The following is a 15,792-nucleotide window of genomic DNA, read 5'->3' as shown; positions in this document are numbered from 1 at the left end:
TTCTTTTTGCTAAGTATTTTGCGCAAATTTGATCTTTTATGATATAATAGATATATAAATCATGTCTTGGCGAAGGAGGGGAGTCTGCGGGAAAACAGGCTCCCTTTTGCTCTCTTTTGAAAGTGCAAACCGGGATGAATAACATTTTGAATCCATTTTATATCGCCTTTAGATGCTTGCGCTGTATAGCCGGGGCACATATAGAACGCAGTTTGCTGTTCTCCATATGTAGATTCACCCTGAGTATTTAAATGATTTATAAAATGGATTCACACACTGATTTAACGGGGGGGATACCATGTCCAATGTAACGGTGAAAGAACTAACAGCCAAGCAAGCTGACCGCGGGGTCAAAAGCTCGGTGTTTACATTAAAGCTGCTGCAACGTATTGTGATGATTCTGATCGGTGCTGCACTAATGGCTGTATCGCTTGAAGTGTTTCTCGTACCGAATGGTGTTATTGATGGTGGGATTACGGGGATTTCAATTATGGTGTCAGAACTTACACATCTGCCACTCGGAGTGTTCCTGACCTTGCTCAACTTGCCTTTCCTGATTCTGGGTTACAAGCAGATTGGTAAAACATTTGCGTTATCCACGCTGCTGGGGATCGTGGTCATGTCCATCGGGACATCATTATTGCACCATGTGCCTGCATTAACACCAGGGGAGCCTTTGCTCGGAGCTGTATTTGGCGGATTGATCCTGGGTGTGGGTGTTGGACTTGTCATTCGGTCTGGCGGTTCACTGGATGGTACGGAGATTGTGGCGATCTTGCTTAGTGAGAAGTCACCTTTGTCTGTAGGACAGATCGTATTGTTCATTAACGTGTTTATTTTTGCAGGTGCAGGATTTGTATTCGGCTGGCCGAATGCCCTGTATTCCATGATTGCATATTATATTGCGATGAAGATGATTGATATTGTGAATGAAGGACTTGACCAGTCCAAATCGGTATGGATCATTAGTGAGAAATATCGTGATATCGGTTCAGCCCTGACAGACCGTCTTGGTCGTGGTGTAACTTTCCTGGATGGAGAGGGCGGATTCAGCGGCGACGAGAAAAAGATCATTTTTGTCGTGATTACCCGTTTGGAAGAAGCGAAGCTGAAGACCATCGTTGAAGATTGGGACCCGCAAGCCTTTGTGGCTATCGGTAACATTCATGACGTGAAGGGCGGACGTTTCAAGAAAAAAGGTATCCATTAGCGATTGATATATACATGAATGATAATAGCCGACACCCTTGTGATGAGGGAGTCGGCTATTTTTTCTTCAAATGTTTGAGAATGAGCTCTACCGGTTGGGGTTCAACAGCTGCGATTAAATCACCGGTTTGGTTCAAACGTTCAATAATGTTCATCAGATGATAATCCTGGATGGAGACGTTGCTTCTAACCTCATCCCAGGTAAGGGGTGTAGAGACAGTGGCACCTGATTTGGCACGTGGTGTATAGGGAGCGGCAAGGGTCTTGCCTCCATAATGCTGGAGATAGTCAAAATAAATGCGGTCTCCACGGTCCTTTTTAAGTCGTTCCAGTGTGAACAGATCCGGGTGCTTCTGAGTGACATATTTGCCGACGAAATAACCAACCTCTCTCAATTCATCAAAGGTTACACCTTGCACAATGGGAACGATGATCTGAACTCCTGTTGCGCCCGAAGTTTTGGGAATGGACCTCAGACCAAGGGAAGTCAGGGTTTCGCCAACGATGAGTGCAGCTTGCATGATCCGCGGTTCATGTTCCTGAGAAGGGTCCAGATCAATCATCCATTCACTGGGCAGATGGCTTCCCACAGTATGCAGAGAAGGATGAAATTCAAGTGCAGCCAGATTACCAAGCCATAACAATTCGGGAAGTCCATTCATGACCACATATCGGATGCCGTCGTGAACTTCAGTGCGCACATAATCTGGTACGGGCTCAGGGGCATTCTTTTGATAGAAAAATGTTCCTCCAGCGCCGTGGGGATACCTTATCGTGGTGAGAAGTCGATTGCTCGTATACGTGAGCAGATAAGGAGCCAGAGCGGCCAGCTTTTGCAAATAGATGGCTTTGGTAACACCCGCTTCCGGCCATAAGAGCTTGTCCGGGTTGGTGACCGTCAGCTCAGTGCCTTCTATTATGATGGTTCCTTGGATCTTAGGGGCCATACAGGACACCTCCTATTGTGTAATGAGTCTTTGAATCACTAGGCTGAAACACGAGTGGTGCGATCTTCTCCTCATTGAAGAAGCTGGTTCGCCAGACAATCCTCACGGGTTACATCCGCGAAGGTCTGAATACTGGGATGGCGCAGAGTGTGATGATGAGTCAGCTCCATATATTGCACTTTGACTCCTATTCGCGGTTCCACCCAGGTGGTCTCTGCACTGCGCTCGGGTACATTATGGAATGGTCTGTCCTGCCTGATCAGAGGCTCGACTTGATGTGTGAGTTCCCGCCACGTATTGGAGTTCAGTTTGCCAGTCCCAACATGACCAATATAGACAAAATCAGGCCCGTCATATACACCGACCGCAACTGCATTCACAATACCGCTCCGGTACGTGACTCCCCCGATCATGGCATATACGTCATGCATGATTTTGACCTTCTGCCAGCGCTGATCCTTGCCCTGTATGCCATAACTGCTGGTGAGATCCTTGCAGACAATGCCTTCCATCTGATGTTGTCTCATGACCGTAAGCAGGGAAGCGGCATCAAGTGTATTGGTGACCTCCTGAACATGGGGAGCGGTGTTAAGGACCTCGTGCAACAGGCGCTGTCGATCCGCCAAAGGCTGATCCGTCACCCATTTCCCCTCATAGAACAGGATATCAAATACCATATATGTGACCGGAATCTGATGTATGGCTTGGGCGATACCTTCGGGTCTGCTCATCCGATCCCGCCGCAGAACATGATAAAACGAAGGTTTTCCGGTGTCTGGGTCCAGCGCAATAACTTCTCCATCCAAGATATAGGAGGAGCCTGAGCATAGATTGCGAGGTGTTACCAGCTCGGGATACTGTGCGGTTCGATCATGTAATCTGCGATTCACCAGACGCAGCTCCTGCCCGTCCTCATAGGCAAGCATACGGACTCCATCCCACTTGATCTGGGCAATCCATTGCGGCCCTGTGGGCAAAGTATCTCTGGATATGGGTTCGAACGGAATCAGCGGTTTGAACATGGGGAACTCCTCTCTCGTACACCAATTAGCTCAGGTTAATTCGGAATTTTACTATATTTTTTGAAGCGGGACTTCATATGATGCACCAGAATGAGCAGTAACGGAAGTGCTATACCACAGGTCAGATCCCAATCAATCCAATAGGGAATAACGACCTTGAGATAAAAGTTCTCGTTTGGAGAGATTAGAATAGACATGGCGAGAATAAGCATGGCACCCGGCAGGATCAGCGAACGGTTACTGGACAAGCGAAACAGGTGAGCGACGCCCAGGACAAAACCGTAAAAGAACAGAGCGGCTTTGAAGAAAACAGCGATAATCCAGACCGATGCTATGAAAGCTTCGATGCGTTGCATAAAGTTTCCGATATTGATCTTCTGTGAAAGGTTGAATGAAGCGAACCAGTGATGCTGGGTCATCCATGGTCCCATAACGAGCAGACACATACTTAGCGTCAGCGTGAGTAACAATCCGCCAATCATCCCTGCTAACAGAATGTCCTTCTCCAGATGGGGCTCATTTTTAGTGTAGGGAAAAAGCATCATGAAGATGCACAACTCGCAGTAGGGATATGTGAGTACAGCAACAAAACCTTTGAATGGATCAAGAAACCCTTGTGCCAGCACAGGTTGGATGTTGGCCAAACGTATATGGGGGATTAGACACACCGTCAGAATAAGTAGAAACAACACGATCAGAGGAAGAAAGACCTCAGCAGTTTTACCAATGCTCTCCAGACCCGACAGAAGCCCCCAGACAAGCGAACACATAAAAACCAAATGCAGAATCAGTAATGGAGATTCCGGCAAGATCTGAGTAGACATAAAATCGCCAATCTCCCTAATGAACGTTGAGGTACTGATCAGGAAATAAAAGAGATAAAAAGAGCCAAACAAGGTTCCGATCCAGGGTCCCAGTGTTCGAAGAGCATTTTGAATCAGATTCAACCGGGGATGCAGTTTGTAGGCAACTAGCATAATGAAGAGTATTCCCAAGCCCCCTGCGACTCCCAATAAGGCTGATAACCAGGCATCCTGATGAGCGTAGGATGTGATCATGGAAGGGAAGACCAGAATCTGCTCCCCAATGGTGCACAGGAACATGAGTGAAGCGAGCTGTCTAACAGTCAAACGTCCCTTTTCGATCATGAGGTATCTCCTTAACATATCTTGTCTATGTATTGGTTAGAATGCACCAATTGTGCCAGTTTTATAAAAGCCAACTCAAAAAGCCCGGGTAACTGATCTCTCTGTGATGTAGAGAAATCAGTTACCCGGGCTTAATAAAATGAGGTTAAGCAAGCATATTGTAACGCCTAAACTAAATCAGTTCGCAGTTGTCAGACGTATACGAATATTTTGTGGGTCTACCGTAAACCAGGTACCCTCCACTTGGGTAACGACTGCACCGGATTGACGCAATTGTTCAAGTGCCTGATCCAATTGTTCCTGTGTGGCGTACACAATGGTGAAGTAGTCAATTCCTGTAGCGTTATCTGGATTAACAGGTGCGTTCACTCCCGCCCAGATATTAAGTCCCAGATGATGATGATAGCCACCTGCGGATACAAAGAGTGCTGACATGTTGGCGAAGTTACCCACGATATCAAAACCGAGTATGCCGGTGTAATAGTTGCGTGCTTCTTCCAGGCTTCGGACGTGGAAATGTACATGACCAATAACGGTGCCAGCAGGCAGGCCCTGCCAAGGTTCATTCTCCGAGATGGCAAACAGGCTTTCCGCATCAACAGGATCACTTGCCATCACGTAGTTATTGTCGCTATCCCGTTTCCAGGTATCACGTGCACGGTCGGCATAGATCTCAATCCCGTTCTGATCGGGATCGGAGATATAGAAGGCTTCGCTGACCAAGTGATCGCCTTGGCCGATATCGATACCGGATGCAGCCAGATTACGAAGAGCAAGACCCAGGGACTTGCGGTCAGGCAGCAGGATGGCGAAATGATACAAGCCAGCGTGTGAGCGTTCCGGCAGGGTAATTCCATCCGTGAGCTCTTCCAATCGCAGCAGGGACTGTTTTCCGTCGGCTGTCAACGTGGCCACTTTGCCACTACGCTCCAGTAATTTTAATCCAACCACTTCGGTATAGAACTTAATTGAACGGTCTAGGTTCATAATTCGCAGACTCACTTCACCCAGATGGGTTGTGGCAGGGATTTGATATGTTGTATTCATGATTGTTTCCTCCTGATAATAGATAATATGGGTGCTCGTTTAATTGTGTATATGCGTTGAAAACGGATTATTTAATTGCATACTGTTGAAGTAGAATTACAGGGTGACTGTATATTCATAAATAAGTTACTTTTCATAAGTTAATATAAAATATAAATCAGCTTTCGTCAATTGTATTTTGCAATTATAACTGGAGTTTTAGTGGAATGAATTGTTCCAATAGTTCTGTAAAACAAAAAAATCCGACTGTAAAGCCGGACTTGAGTTGAACGCATTACACACGCATATAACGGAATCGGTCTTGCCTTAGCGACATTCAAACTTTTGGTTTGGTTGTCGCCTTTTTTCTTTTGGCTGGTGCAGCAGGTGTATCGGATTCTCCTCCGGCAACCGCTTGAGCAGGCGTTTTTCGCGGTGCACGTTTCTTAGGCTTGGCCGTTGTTGTCCCAGGGTCAGCCGGAATAGGCTTCACGGCCTCGATACTTGCCTGCAAGGCAGCCATTAAATCCATCACATTGGCTTCAGGTTTGGCTGGAGCAATCTTGATTTCTTCACCTGCCACTTTGTGCTGGATAAGATCCAGCAGTTTGCTGCGATAGTCATCGGTGTATTTACCGGGTTCAAAAGGTGTGGACAATTGATCAATCAGCAACTTTGCCATCGTGAGTTCCTTTTCATTTACGTTCTGCACTTCCGGCAAGTTGGGCACCTGGGAGACAGGACGAATCTCGTCCGGATAGAAAATCGTCTCCATGGAGAGGCAATCTTCCAGCACGCGTATGGCAGCCAGGCTGCTCTTCGAGCGAATGGAGATTTTGGCGATGCCAATTTTGCCGGTATCCCGCATTGCGTTCATCAACAGCTGGTAAGCATTTCCACCAGCCTGATCGGGCGATAGGTAATATGTTTTCTGGAAATAGATCGGATCAATCTCAGTCAAGTCGACAAAATCCAGTATGGTAATGGTTTTGCTGGTGGAATCATTTAACGCTTCCAATTCATCTTTCTCGAAGAGAACAAACTTTCCTTTTTCATATTCATAGCCTTTGGTGATCTCTTCCCACTTCACATCCACTTCACAGGAGGGACATTGACGAACATAAGCGAGCGGGCTGCCGCAGACTTTATGGATGTAGCGCATCGAGATGTCTTTGTCTTCGGTAGCCGAGAACATTTTGACAGGGACATGCACAAGGCCAAAACTGATTGCACCTTTCCAGACGGTATGCATAGATCGGCTCCTTTCATTGAGGTACCTTTATATTTAATAGTATGGGCATCTGGCGCGAGGGATAATCGTCTTGTAGACGAACGAATTCGTATGGTTCGGCGAGACTCGGGGATGATAACAGAAACATGTTTGGATTCCGACAGGAAGACGAGCATGGAATTAGGTAGTTATTCTCGCAGCACATATGCCGGGAGGTGCAATATTGAAGAATAGACGTGATGAGGAAGAAGCACACAAGCATGCATTTTCTCCGTACCCTCTTGCTGAAGCCGAAAGTGCTGAAGAATTCTATACACCTGCTACAGCTGTAAACTGGGAAGCGGTCACTTCGGAAGAATTGCCCCTTGATCGTGAGTCGTTCATGCTCGACATTGATCGGATGGTGAATGAAGGGTTAGGCGGGGGACAGGTTACGGAAGATAACGGTTATATTGGTGAAAGTACAACAGATAGCATGGTTCGAGAGTCACATGATGATCCGGAAGGGGAGTATGAATAAGATGATGGATGCAAAGCGCGCCAAAGCGATCTATGATTCGAAGGATACCATTGCCGTTACGCTGGAGGGAGATCCAGTCTGGATCGAGAATGTGGATGAAGCCAATGGCATGGCAACCGTTCAGGTTGGCAGCAGGCCGGGAAATACCCAGACGGTTCGTGTGGATCGTTTGGAGGAGTAGATACAAGTAGCATATCGTTATTGAGGAATTCGAGAATAAATAAAAGCTCAAATATATGCATAACACGGCCGGTACCGAGAGGTGCCGGTTTTTGGTTTTTCCTAATAGGTGTCTGAAACTTCGAAGGAAGCAAGTTTTGAGACACGTCTAATAATGCACGTTATATTTCCGCTCGCCTCCTTGGATGTTGCGGGGGAAGAAAGGGACCGATATAATAAGGTTCAAAGTGAACTCAGGCGGCTGGACCGCCAAAGGTGGGGCGAATATTGAATCAGACGCACGAGCAGTGGGTGTATCAATCCCATGGCATTGCAGATACAGAAGCACTCGCTTCCGCACTCGCCAGACAGGCAAACGCCGGCATGGTGATTGCTTTGGATGGTGATCTGGGGGCGGGAAAAACGGCATTTTCACAGAAATTTGCCTGGCATTTGGGTGTACGTGATGTGGTAAGCAGTCCCACATTCACGCTAATCAAGGAGTACGAAGGGCGTCTGCCTTTATATCACATGGATGTATATCGCATATCGCTGGAAGAAGCGGATGAGCTTGGACTTGATGAATATTTCTATGGAGCCGGAGTCAGTCTGGTGGAGTGGTCGAGTATAATTCCCGAATTGCTGCCGCAAGAGCACTTGCATGTGCAGATTGAAACAACGGGCCTGGAGGATCGAACGATTACACTGGATGGGTACGGCGAGACTTATGCAGCCATATGCCGACAGTTCAGACAGAATGGAGTCAAATGATGATGGAAGATTTACAAAAAGAGCCGCGTCAGCGGTTTTTGGCGTTGGATACATCCACCGCAGTGATGGCAGCTGCGATGATGGAAGATCATGCGCTTCTGGAAGAACGCAATGAACGGGCTGAGCGTAACCATTCGGTACACGTCGTACCGGTGATGGAGCAGCTGCTGGCCGCCAGCAACACACAGCCTGGGCAACTTGACGGCATTGCCGTTGGCGTTGGCCCAGGCTCGTACACGGGCATCCGCATTGCGGTGACCGCGGCGAAGACACTGGCCTGGGCGTGGGACATCCCCGTAGCCGGGGTGTCCAGCCTTCAGGCCATCGCCTGGGGCGGCTGGCACAGCGGCCTTGCCACCAAGGCGGAAGCTGCGGCAGAAGATGCCGCAGCAGGGGCTGGCGGAACGCCATCCGCGGACCAGGGCAGCACAGGTGCTGCCCCAGTCCACTGGATCGTTCCGCTTGTGGATGCACGGCGCGGTCAAGCGTGCACCGCGCTGTTTGCCTCCGCCGGGAGCGATGCGCCCCGGCGTCTGGCGCCTGATGCCATCCGCAAGATGGACGGATGGCTGGAAGCTCTCGCCGCCCGCATGGCGGAGGCGGCGCCGGAAGAGCGGCCCGTAGCCGTCTGGATCGTCGGCGAGACGGGCCCTCATGCTGCGGCAGCGGCGGAGCTTCGCTGCCCCGCAGGAACGGCGCTCCAGCTCGTACCTTATGAGCTGGAAGGCCGCTGGGTTGGGCGCCTTGGCGCCGCCGCGCTGCTTGCAGGTCAGCGTGATGACGTGCATGCGCTGGTGCCGAACTACACCCAGCTGTCTGAAGCGGAAGCCAATCTGCTGCGCAAAGGCTGAAGGGGGAGGGGAAGCAGATGGACAATGTGGCGAATAATAAGCAGGAAGCAACGCTTCAGTTCAGGTTCATGACACTCGCGGATATTCCCGATGTGATGGAGATTGAACATGAGGCCTTTACCCTGCCCTGGACGGAAGAAGCATTTCAAAATGAATTGACACACAATCATTTTGCTAAATATATGGTGATGGAATTAGATGGAAAGGCCATTGGCTATGCAGGTATGTGGACAATCATGGATGAAGCCCATATTACCAATATTGCAGTCAGAGGCGCGTACCGTGGACGCAAGCTTGGTGAAAAGTTACTGGATGAATTAATGAGCACAGCGGCTTATCTCGGGATGGAACGAATGACGCTGGAGGTCAGAGTCTCGAACAGCATTGCTCAGCGTTTATATCAGAAAAAAGGGTTTGAATCGGCGGGTCTTCGTAAAGGATATTACTCCGATAATGGGGAAGATGCGATGATTATGTGGGCGAACTTGCCGTCTGCAGGCCGGAGCGGCGAAGAGGAAGGAAGCGTACTGGATTCATGAACGAAATTAATGAAAAAATAAATTCTGCACCATCCTACATTTTGGCGGTGGAGACAAGCTGTGATGAAACATCGGTAGCAGTAGTCAAAGATGGACGGGAAGTGCTGTCCAATCTGATCTCAAGTCAGATCGAGACCCATAAGGCATTTGGTGGTGTTGTACCTGAAGTGGCTTCACGCAAACACGTTGAAGTCATTACGTTGATGCTGGAACAGGCGATCGAACAGTCCGGCATTCGTCCGCGTGATCTAAGTGCAATTGCCGTGACGCAAGGTCCTGGACTGGTCGGGGCATTGCTGGTAGGAATCGTTGCAGCCAAAACGCTGGCGATGGCTCTGGGCAAACCGCTCATTGGCACACATCATATTGCGGGGCATATCTATGCCAACCGACTTACTCATGAACTGCAATATCCAGCGATGGCACTGGTCGTATCTGGTGGACATACAGAACTCGTGCATATGGAATTCGAGGGTAAGTTCAAACTGATTGGTCGTACACGTGATGATGCTGTAGGCGAAGCGTATGACAAAGTAGCACGTGCACTGGGTTGTCCTTATCCGGGAGGCCCGCATGTGGACCGGATGGCGTCTGAAGCGGAGGATGTAGTGCCATTACCACGGGTATGGCTGGAAGCAGGTTCGTACGATTTCAGTCTCAGTGGTCTGAAGTCTGCTGTACTGAATGTGCTCAACCAGGCCAAAATGCGCGGAGAAACCTTGGAGCCGTCTGCGGTTGCACGTGGTTTCCAGGAAGCTGTTGTTGAAGTGTTGGTGGAGAAAGCCGTTAGAGCAGTTCGTGAATATGGTTCACGTCAACTGTTATTATGTGGTGGTGTTGCAGCTAACCGTGGGTTACGCTCGGCATTACAGGAGCGATGCACGAAGGAAGGGCTTGAACTGTTAATCCCGCCAATGGAATATTGTACGGATAATGCGGCCATGATAGGAGCAGCTGCGTATCTTAAATGGCAGCGGGGAGAAATTGCTGAATTTGATGCGAAGGCAGATCCGGGACTTTCTCTGGAGGAATGGTCCGTTCAGTCCTTATAGCAAACAGTTTGAGATTAAGAGTTGACAGCAGGGATGTAAAGAATGTATATTTAGTTACAAATTTAAACAGGAATTCAGATTCCTGAACTGATAAACGCGATGAACAGGAATAGTAAGGTTATTCCCGGTCTTAGAGAGCTGCGGTATGGTGCAACGCAGTCGAAGGAAACCTGAAACTCACCTGGAAGCGGAACGATGGAACACGGTGACTCCCTGGGAGAATCCGAAGGCCGATCATGGCCCAAAGTACATGGTTACGGGTTGCCTCCGTGAATGGGCCGTTGTCGGTAGAATCGTTGTTACAAGGATCAACTGACGATAACTGAGGGGGCTTTCAGGCTGCTTCAAGTGATCCGGATATGCGAAAGCATTCAGGGGTTGTCTTGAATGAACAGGAAGGAAGTCAACAAGAGTGGTACCGCGAAGGTGAACAGCCTGTCGTCTCTTGCATTATTGCATGAGGTGGCAGGCTTTTTTGATTTTCAAAATAATGAAGTTAGGTCATATTATAAATGTGATGAACGGGAGCAGTAGAATGATAAAGCGCTCAGAGAGCTGCGGGGTGGTGCGACGCAGTGGCTGGAATCATTCGAATCTCGCCCGGGAACGGAGTTGTGGAAGCGTGGGGACGATATCAATCGCCCAGTTGTCCTGATGGACAACAACATGTGTTACACAGCAACGGTTAACCCCCGTTATAGGGTGTTTCTCCGAGTGCGAGTAGTGTCGTGCGTGCACGCACATCCAGCGGATTTCGGAGACGACGAGGTGGATGGAGTCCGGCGCAAGCCTGGCCCATCAAGCGAGAGTGGTACCGCGGAGGGGATAATAACCCGCCGTCTCTTATATGAGATGGCGGGTTATTTGTATTTGCTGCCGGCAGCAGGGTGGGCATGGGAAGAACCATATGGAGATTGAGAATCAGAAGGTCAGGGTGTAAGTCGACGTACACTCTGTCATGAAGGTAAGCAGGATATACAACGAACGAGTAATGAACATTGAACAACAAGTATAGGCACTAAACATTCAACAGGATTTATAAAAATTTGATGGAGGTTGATGAATATGACAACAACTAATAACAAACGCATGATTGAGATTTTTGATACAACGCTGCGTGATGGAGAACAGGCACCGGGAGCAAGTCTGCAGCCCGAGCAAAAGATTGAACTGGCACACCAACTGGCTTCTCTGGGTATCGACGTCATTGAGCCTGGATTCCCGATCTCCAGTCCAGGTGAGTTCGCGGCGGTTCAGGCGATTTCGAGACAGTTGCAGAACGTGGAGATCTGTGGATTCGCGCGTGCGGTCAAAGGTGATATCGATGCAGCTGTTCAAGCAACAGCGGATGCAGCACGGCGCCGAATTCACCTGTTTATCTCTTCTTCGGATATTCATATTGAGCATCAACTGCGCCGTCCGCGCAGTGAAGTGGTGGCTACCGCTCGTGAGATGGTATCTTATGCACGCCAGTTCACGGACATCGTAGAGTTCACAGCGATGGACGCTGCCCGTACCAAGATGGACGATCTGATTGAAATGGTTGAAGTCGCCATTGAAGCTGGAGCGAGCATTATCAATCTGCCGGATACGGTCGGATATGCCCTGCCACATGAGTATGGTGAGATGTTCCGTCGGGTGCGTGAGGGTGCAAGAGGCGGCGATCAGGTTCGCTATAGTGCCCACTGTCATAATGATCTGGGCCTGGCCGTAGCCAATAGCTTGGCTGCGATTGCCAATGGAGCTACCCAGATTGAAGTGACTATCAATGGTATCGGAGAACGGACGGGGAACTGTGCACTGGAAGAGCTGATTATGGCGCTGGAGACTCGGGGAGACGCAATTGGTGCAACGACGAACATTAAGCTGAATCAGCTGTATGAGACCTCACGTCAGATTAGCCGTGCGATGCACTTCCCGATTGCGTACAACAAGCCAGTGGTGGGACGTAATGCATTCCAGCATGAATCTGGCATCCATCAGGATGGTCTGCTTAAGAATCGGAACACCTATGAGATTATGGACCCTGAAGCGCTGGGTATTCCACGCAGCATGATTATTCTGGGCAAACACTCCGGTCGTCACGCCCTGAAGGATCGGGTTCGCAAATATGGTTTTGAGCCGGATGAGCAGCAGATGGAGCAATTGTATGAGGTGTTCAAAGAAACCGCAGACCAGCAAAAAGTGGTCAGTGACGACCAGTTGTTACAGATGGTTAGCCAGACCATGAATATTCCTGCACAGGACTATGAATTGGTTGAATTGCAGGTGACGGCGGGCAGTATGACGGATCGAATGGCCGCCGTTCGCATTCGCACAAGCGCTGGAGAACAATCTTACTCTGCTGTTGGCGGTGGACCCGTGGATGCAACCATCCGTGCGATTGGTCAGAGCATTTCCGATGATATTGCATTTGTAGATATGGAGATGCATGCCTTGAGTGGTGGAGAGGGTGCAAGTGCAGAAGCTGTAGTTACCGTGGAGCGTGCAGGACGTGAGTTCCGGGGAACAGCAACACATAATGATATCGTCATGGCTGCCGGTTTGGCTTATGTAGCGGCTTGTAATGCTGCTGGGCTGAAGGCCGAGTCTTCCGAACATCATGAACAAGAAGCACATGCGTAAAACATCTTTTGCCAGATCGCATCTACAGCGGCAGTAGTAGCAATTGCAATTCGTTGTAAATATGCATGGCATATAGTAAATAAATGACGGGCAGGCCTTGAACGACAAAGGTCTGCTTTTGTCTTATTATGGAGGTATATTGAGGAGTGGAAGGATGCATTTGTCAAGGTGTGACTATAGTTATCCACATATCCAGTGTAATTTGTGGGTAACTATCCCAAAGCCAAACCAGCATAGTTTTCGAAACAAAAAGGGTTTAGGGGATAGAATGACTCCTTACTATCCACAAAGTTGTGGATAAAGTGGATAACTTGGTGGATAAATATGGTTTTTGTGTGCAAAAGGCTATTCTACCGCTGTATAATTAAGCTTATTAATGTGCTTGCTATCTTGCTTTCTTGTGGATAAGTGTGAGGGGCAGGGGGGTAAAAATATTTCTCTTCATTCGAGTAAATTTGACAAAAGTCAAAACAGCTCCCCTAACCTCCGTATGTTAGAGTTCAATCTCAAGGAACATAAAGAAGATAGGGTGCATAGCTTCAATACGCATCCTCAACAAACAAAAAGCTGATCCCAATAAGGAATCAGCCGGTGGTACTACTATAATTGTATGACGCGATCAAGCCATGGTCTGAGTCTGTACTATTCGTACTATTCCATAGCTAGTTCTTCCCAGTCCTCGTAGGCTTTGGTGAGTTCTGCTTTGTGTTCCTCCGATTGTTGCTGGAGTTCTTGCAGCTTCATATAATCCTGATAGATTTCAGGCAGAGCCATCTGTGCCTCGAGTTCGGTAATCTTCGTTTCCAACACCGCAATCTGTTGTTCCAAAGCTTCCTGCTTGCGTTGTCGGTTACGCTCTTCACGCTTCGCCTGTTTTTCCGCTTCGAATGAAGCCGCTCCGGATTTTTCGGTTGTGGATGTGTTCAGATCGGATTTGGACGAGTTCTTGGACGAAGCCTGACGTGCCTCAGCAGCTTCACGTGCGATGTCCTCAAGCTCCTGTTTTTTCTCCACATAATCATCGTAATTACCGAGATATTGTTCTGTGCCGCCTGGATGAAGTTCAACAATGCGTTCAGCCATTTTATTAAGGAAATACCGGTCATGGGAGATGAACAGCAGGGTGCCTTCATAATCCATTAATGCCGCTTCCAGCACTTCTTTGGCAAACAGGTCGAGATGGTTCGTAGGCTCATCCAGAATGAGCATGTTGGCTTCCTTCAGCATCAGCTTGGAGAGAGACACACGTGCTTTCTCACCGCCGCTGAGGGAGGAGATTTTCTTGAGCACATCGTCACCACTGAACAAAAAGTTCCCCAGTACGGTCCGAATGCGTGCTTCTTCCATCCCGGGATAGGCACTCCACAGTTCTTCCAGAACCGTGTTGGATGGATTGAGCCCAGTCTGTTCCTGATCGTAATAGCCGATCTGCACTTTTGTTCCCCATTGGATCTCTCCGGTTACCGGACGTAAACTTCCCGTAAGACACTTCAGCATGGTGGATTTACCAATACCGTTTGGTCCAATCAGAGCAACCGTTTCCCCGCGTCGCAGATCGAAGGATACGTTGCGGAACAATGGAGAAGCCTCGTCATAAGCGACAGACAGCTGATCCACTCGAAGCACTTCCTTGCCTGACATAACGGCGGTTTCGAAGGAAAAATGGGCTTTTTTCAAATCTCCCATCGGTTTATCAAGCCGCTCCATTTTGTCGAGGGCTTTGCGCCGGCTTTGCGCCCGTTTGGTCGTCGAAGCACGTACGATGTTTTTCTGAACAAAATCTTCCATCTTGGAGATTTCACCTTGCTGTTTCTCATATTGCTTCATCTGAGTTTCATACTCGGCAGCTTTGAGTTCCATATAACGGCTGTAATTGCCCGTATATTTTTTGGAGCGGTGACGTTCGATCTCAACGATGGTTGTTACAAGTCGATCAAGGAAGTACCGGTCATGGGATACCACGAGCAGTGCGCCTGAATAACCTCTCAGATAATCTTCCAACCAAGTAAGGGTGGCGATATCGAGATAGTTGGTAGGCTCGTCCAGCATGAGCAGATCGGGTGCCTGAAGCAAAATACGAGCTAGCGCAAGACGTGTCTTCTGCCCGCCACTCAGAGTAGCAATGGGGGTGTCTGGCGAAAATTCGCCGAATCCCATCCCGTGCAGTACGCTGCGAATGCGGGTTTCCATCTCATAACCGCCATGGTCCTTGAACCAGTCGGAGCGTTTCGCATAACGTTCCAGCAGGTCAGCATACTTTTTCTCGTCTTCCATCTGGGCAGGGTCGGCAATATCGCGTTCCATCTGACGCAAATCAGCTTCAGCCTGTGTCAGGTGAGCGAAGACGTTCATCATTTCTTCCCAGATGTTACGGTCGGATTGTAGCCCGCTGTTCTGAGCCAGGTAACCGAGCGTCGTTTCTTTGGACTTGAAAATCTGTCCTCCGTCATAGGACATTTCACCGGCTACAATTTTGAGCAAAGTGGATTTCCCTGCACCGTTTACACCAACGAGGCCGATGCGCTCGCGTTCTAATATTTGTAAGTTCACGCCGTCCAGGATTGGATCGACACCAAAACGTTTGATAATTCCGGATACTTGCAGCAGCATAAAATTAAGTTCCTCCATAGGTCCAGTTCTTGATATGACAACTATATCCCAGTTTACATGAAATACAGAGCAATTGCACCGA

General features: G+C 48.8%; 14 protein-coding genes and 1 other annotated feature. Of the genes, 8 read left to right on the top strand and 6 right to left on the bottom strand.

Going from position 1 to position 15,792, the window contains the following annotated elements; genetic code table 11:
* Positions 1 to 298 precede the first annotated feature (298 nt).
* The gene (locus CXK86_RS16885) at positions 299 to 1,210 is read left to right on the top strand and encodes a YitT family protein (protein ID WP_036668942.1); all 912 of its coding nucleotides are present in this window, start codon (positions 299 to 301) and stop codon (positions 1,208 to 1,210) included.
* A gap of 55 nt (positions 1,211 to 1,265) precedes the next feature.
* Here the strand turns inward: CXK86_RS16885 and ligD are convergent, their stop codons facing one another.
* The 5 genes from ligD to ku form a co-directional block, all read right to left on the bottom strand.
* Positions 1,266 to 2,156 carry a non-homologous end-joining DNA ligase gene (gene ligD, locus CXK86_RS16880; RefSeq protein ID WP_076251456.1) on the bottom strand — a complete coding sequence of 297 codons (891 nt, stop codon included), beginning with the start codon at positions 2,154 to 2,156 and terminating at the stop codon, positions 1,266 to 1,268.
* A 71-nt stretch (positions 2,157 to 2,227) separates the two neighbouring features.
* On the bottom strand, positions 2,228 to 3,178 hold the full coding sequence (locus CXK86_RS16875; protein ID WP_076251458.1) for an ATP-dependent DNA ligase: 951 nt from the start codon (positions 3,176 to 3,178) through the stop codon (positions 2,228 to 2,230).
* Positions 3,179 to 3,213: 35 nt separating this feature from the next.
* Positions 3,214 to 4,326, bottom strand: coding sequence for a GerAB/ArcD/ProY family transporter (locus tag CXK86_RS16870; protein WP_076251460.1), 1,113 nt, complete (start codon positions 4,324 to 4,326; stop codon positions 3,214 to 3,216).
* Between the two features lie 177 nt (positions 4,327 to 4,503).
* Positions 4,504 to 5,373 carry a VOC family protein gene (locus CXK86_RS16865; protein ID WP_076251462.1) on the bottom strand — a complete coding sequence of 290 codons (870 nt, stop codon included), beginning with the start codon at positions 5,371 to 5,373 and terminating at the stop codon, positions 4,504 to 4,506.
* Positions 5,374 to 5,689: 316 nt separating this feature from the next.
* Positions 5,690 to 6,604, bottom strand: coding sequence for a non-homologous end joining protein Ku (ku, locus tag CXK86_RS16860; protein WP_076251464.1), 915 nt, complete (start codon positions 6,602 to 6,604; stop codon positions 5,690 to 5,692).
* A gap of 202 nt (positions 6,605 to 6,806) precedes the next feature.
* On the opposite strand from ku, the gene CXK86_RS16855 reads away from it, so the two are divergent.
* The 7 genes from CXK86_RS16855 to CXK86_RS16825 all read left to right on the top strand — a co-directional run bounded on the left by CXK86_RS16855 (position 6,807) and on the right by CXK86_RS16825 (position 13,100).
* Positions 6,807 to 7,103 carry a hypothetical protein gene (locus tag CXK86_RS16855; protein ID WP_036668952.1) on the top strand — a complete coding sequence of 99 codons (297 nt, stop codon included), beginning with the start codon at positions 6,807 to 6,809 and terminating at the stop codon, positions 7,101 to 7,103.
* A 4-nt stretch (positions 7,104 to 7,107) separates the two neighbouring features.
* Entirely contained in the window at positions 7,108 to 7,284 is a 177-nt protein-coding gene (locus CXK86_RS16850) for an H-type small acid-soluble spore protein (RefSeq protein WP_026081228.1), read from the top strand.
* A 266-nt stretch (positions 7,285 to 7,550) separates the two neighbouring features.
* A complete protein-coding gene (tsaE, locus tag CXK86_RS16845) occupies positions 7,551 to 8,033 on the top strand; it encodes a tRNA (adenosine(37)-N6)-threonylcarbamoyltransferase complex ATPase subunit type 1 TsaE (protein ID WP_036668953.1) in 483 nt (160 codons plus the stop codon).
* Between the two features lie 2 nt (positions 8,034 to 8,035).
* A complete protein-coding gene (gene tsaB, locus CXK86_RS16840; protein ID WP_036669213.1) occupies positions 8,036 to 8,884 on the top strand; it encodes a tRNA (adenosine(37)-N6)-threonylcarbamoyltransferase complex dimerization subunit type 1 TsaB in 849 nt (282 codons plus the stop codon).
* A gap of 17 nt (positions 8,885 to 8,901) precedes the next feature.
* Entirely contained in the window at positions 8,902 to 9,423 is a 522-nt protein-coding gene (rimI, locus tag CXK86_RS16835) for a ribosomal protein S18-alanine N-acetyltransferase (RefSeq protein ID WP_076251466.1), read from the top strand.
* Positions 9,420 to 10,475 (top strand): tRNA (adenosine(37)-N6)-threonylcarbamoyltransferase complex transferase subunit TsaD, encoded by a 1,056-nt coding sequence (tsaD, locus tag CXK86_RS16830; protein WP_076251469.1) that lies wholly within the window; start codon positions 9,420 to 9,422, stop codon positions 10,473 to 10,475. The genes rimI and tsaD overlap by 4 nt, the downstream gene beginning before the upstream one ends.
* Positions 10,476 to 10,983: 508 nt before the next feature.
* Positions 10,984 to 11,322 (top strand) — a binding site (T-box leader).
* A 218-nt stretch (positions 11,323 to 11,540) separates the two neighbouring features.
* On the top strand, positions 11,541 to 13,100 hold the full coding sequence (locus CXK86_RS16825) for a 2-isopropylmalate synthase (RefSeq protein ID WP_091033768.1): 1,560 nt from the start codon (positions 11,541 to 11,543) through the stop codon (positions 13,098 to 13,100).
* Between the two features lie 651 nt (positions 13,101 to 13,751).
* Here CXK86_RS16825 and CXK86_RS16820 read toward each other — a convergent pair.
* Positions 13,752 to 15,710, bottom strand: coding sequence for an ABC-F family ATP-binding cassette domain-containing protein (locus CXK86_RS16820; protein ID WP_101314134.1), 1,959 nt, complete (start codon positions 15,708 to 15,710; stop codon positions 13,752 to 13,754).
* Between the last annotated feature and the right edge of the window lie 82 nt (positions 15,711 to 15,792).

Origin of the sequence: Paenibacillus sp. BGI2013 (genome assembly GCF_002843485.1) — a bacterium.
Classification (GTDB): domain Bacteria; phylum Bacillota; class Bacilli; order Paenibacillales; family Paenibacillaceae; genus Paenibacillus; species Paenibacillus amylolyticus.
This window is presented reverse-complemented; position numbering and strand designations above follow the sequence as displayed.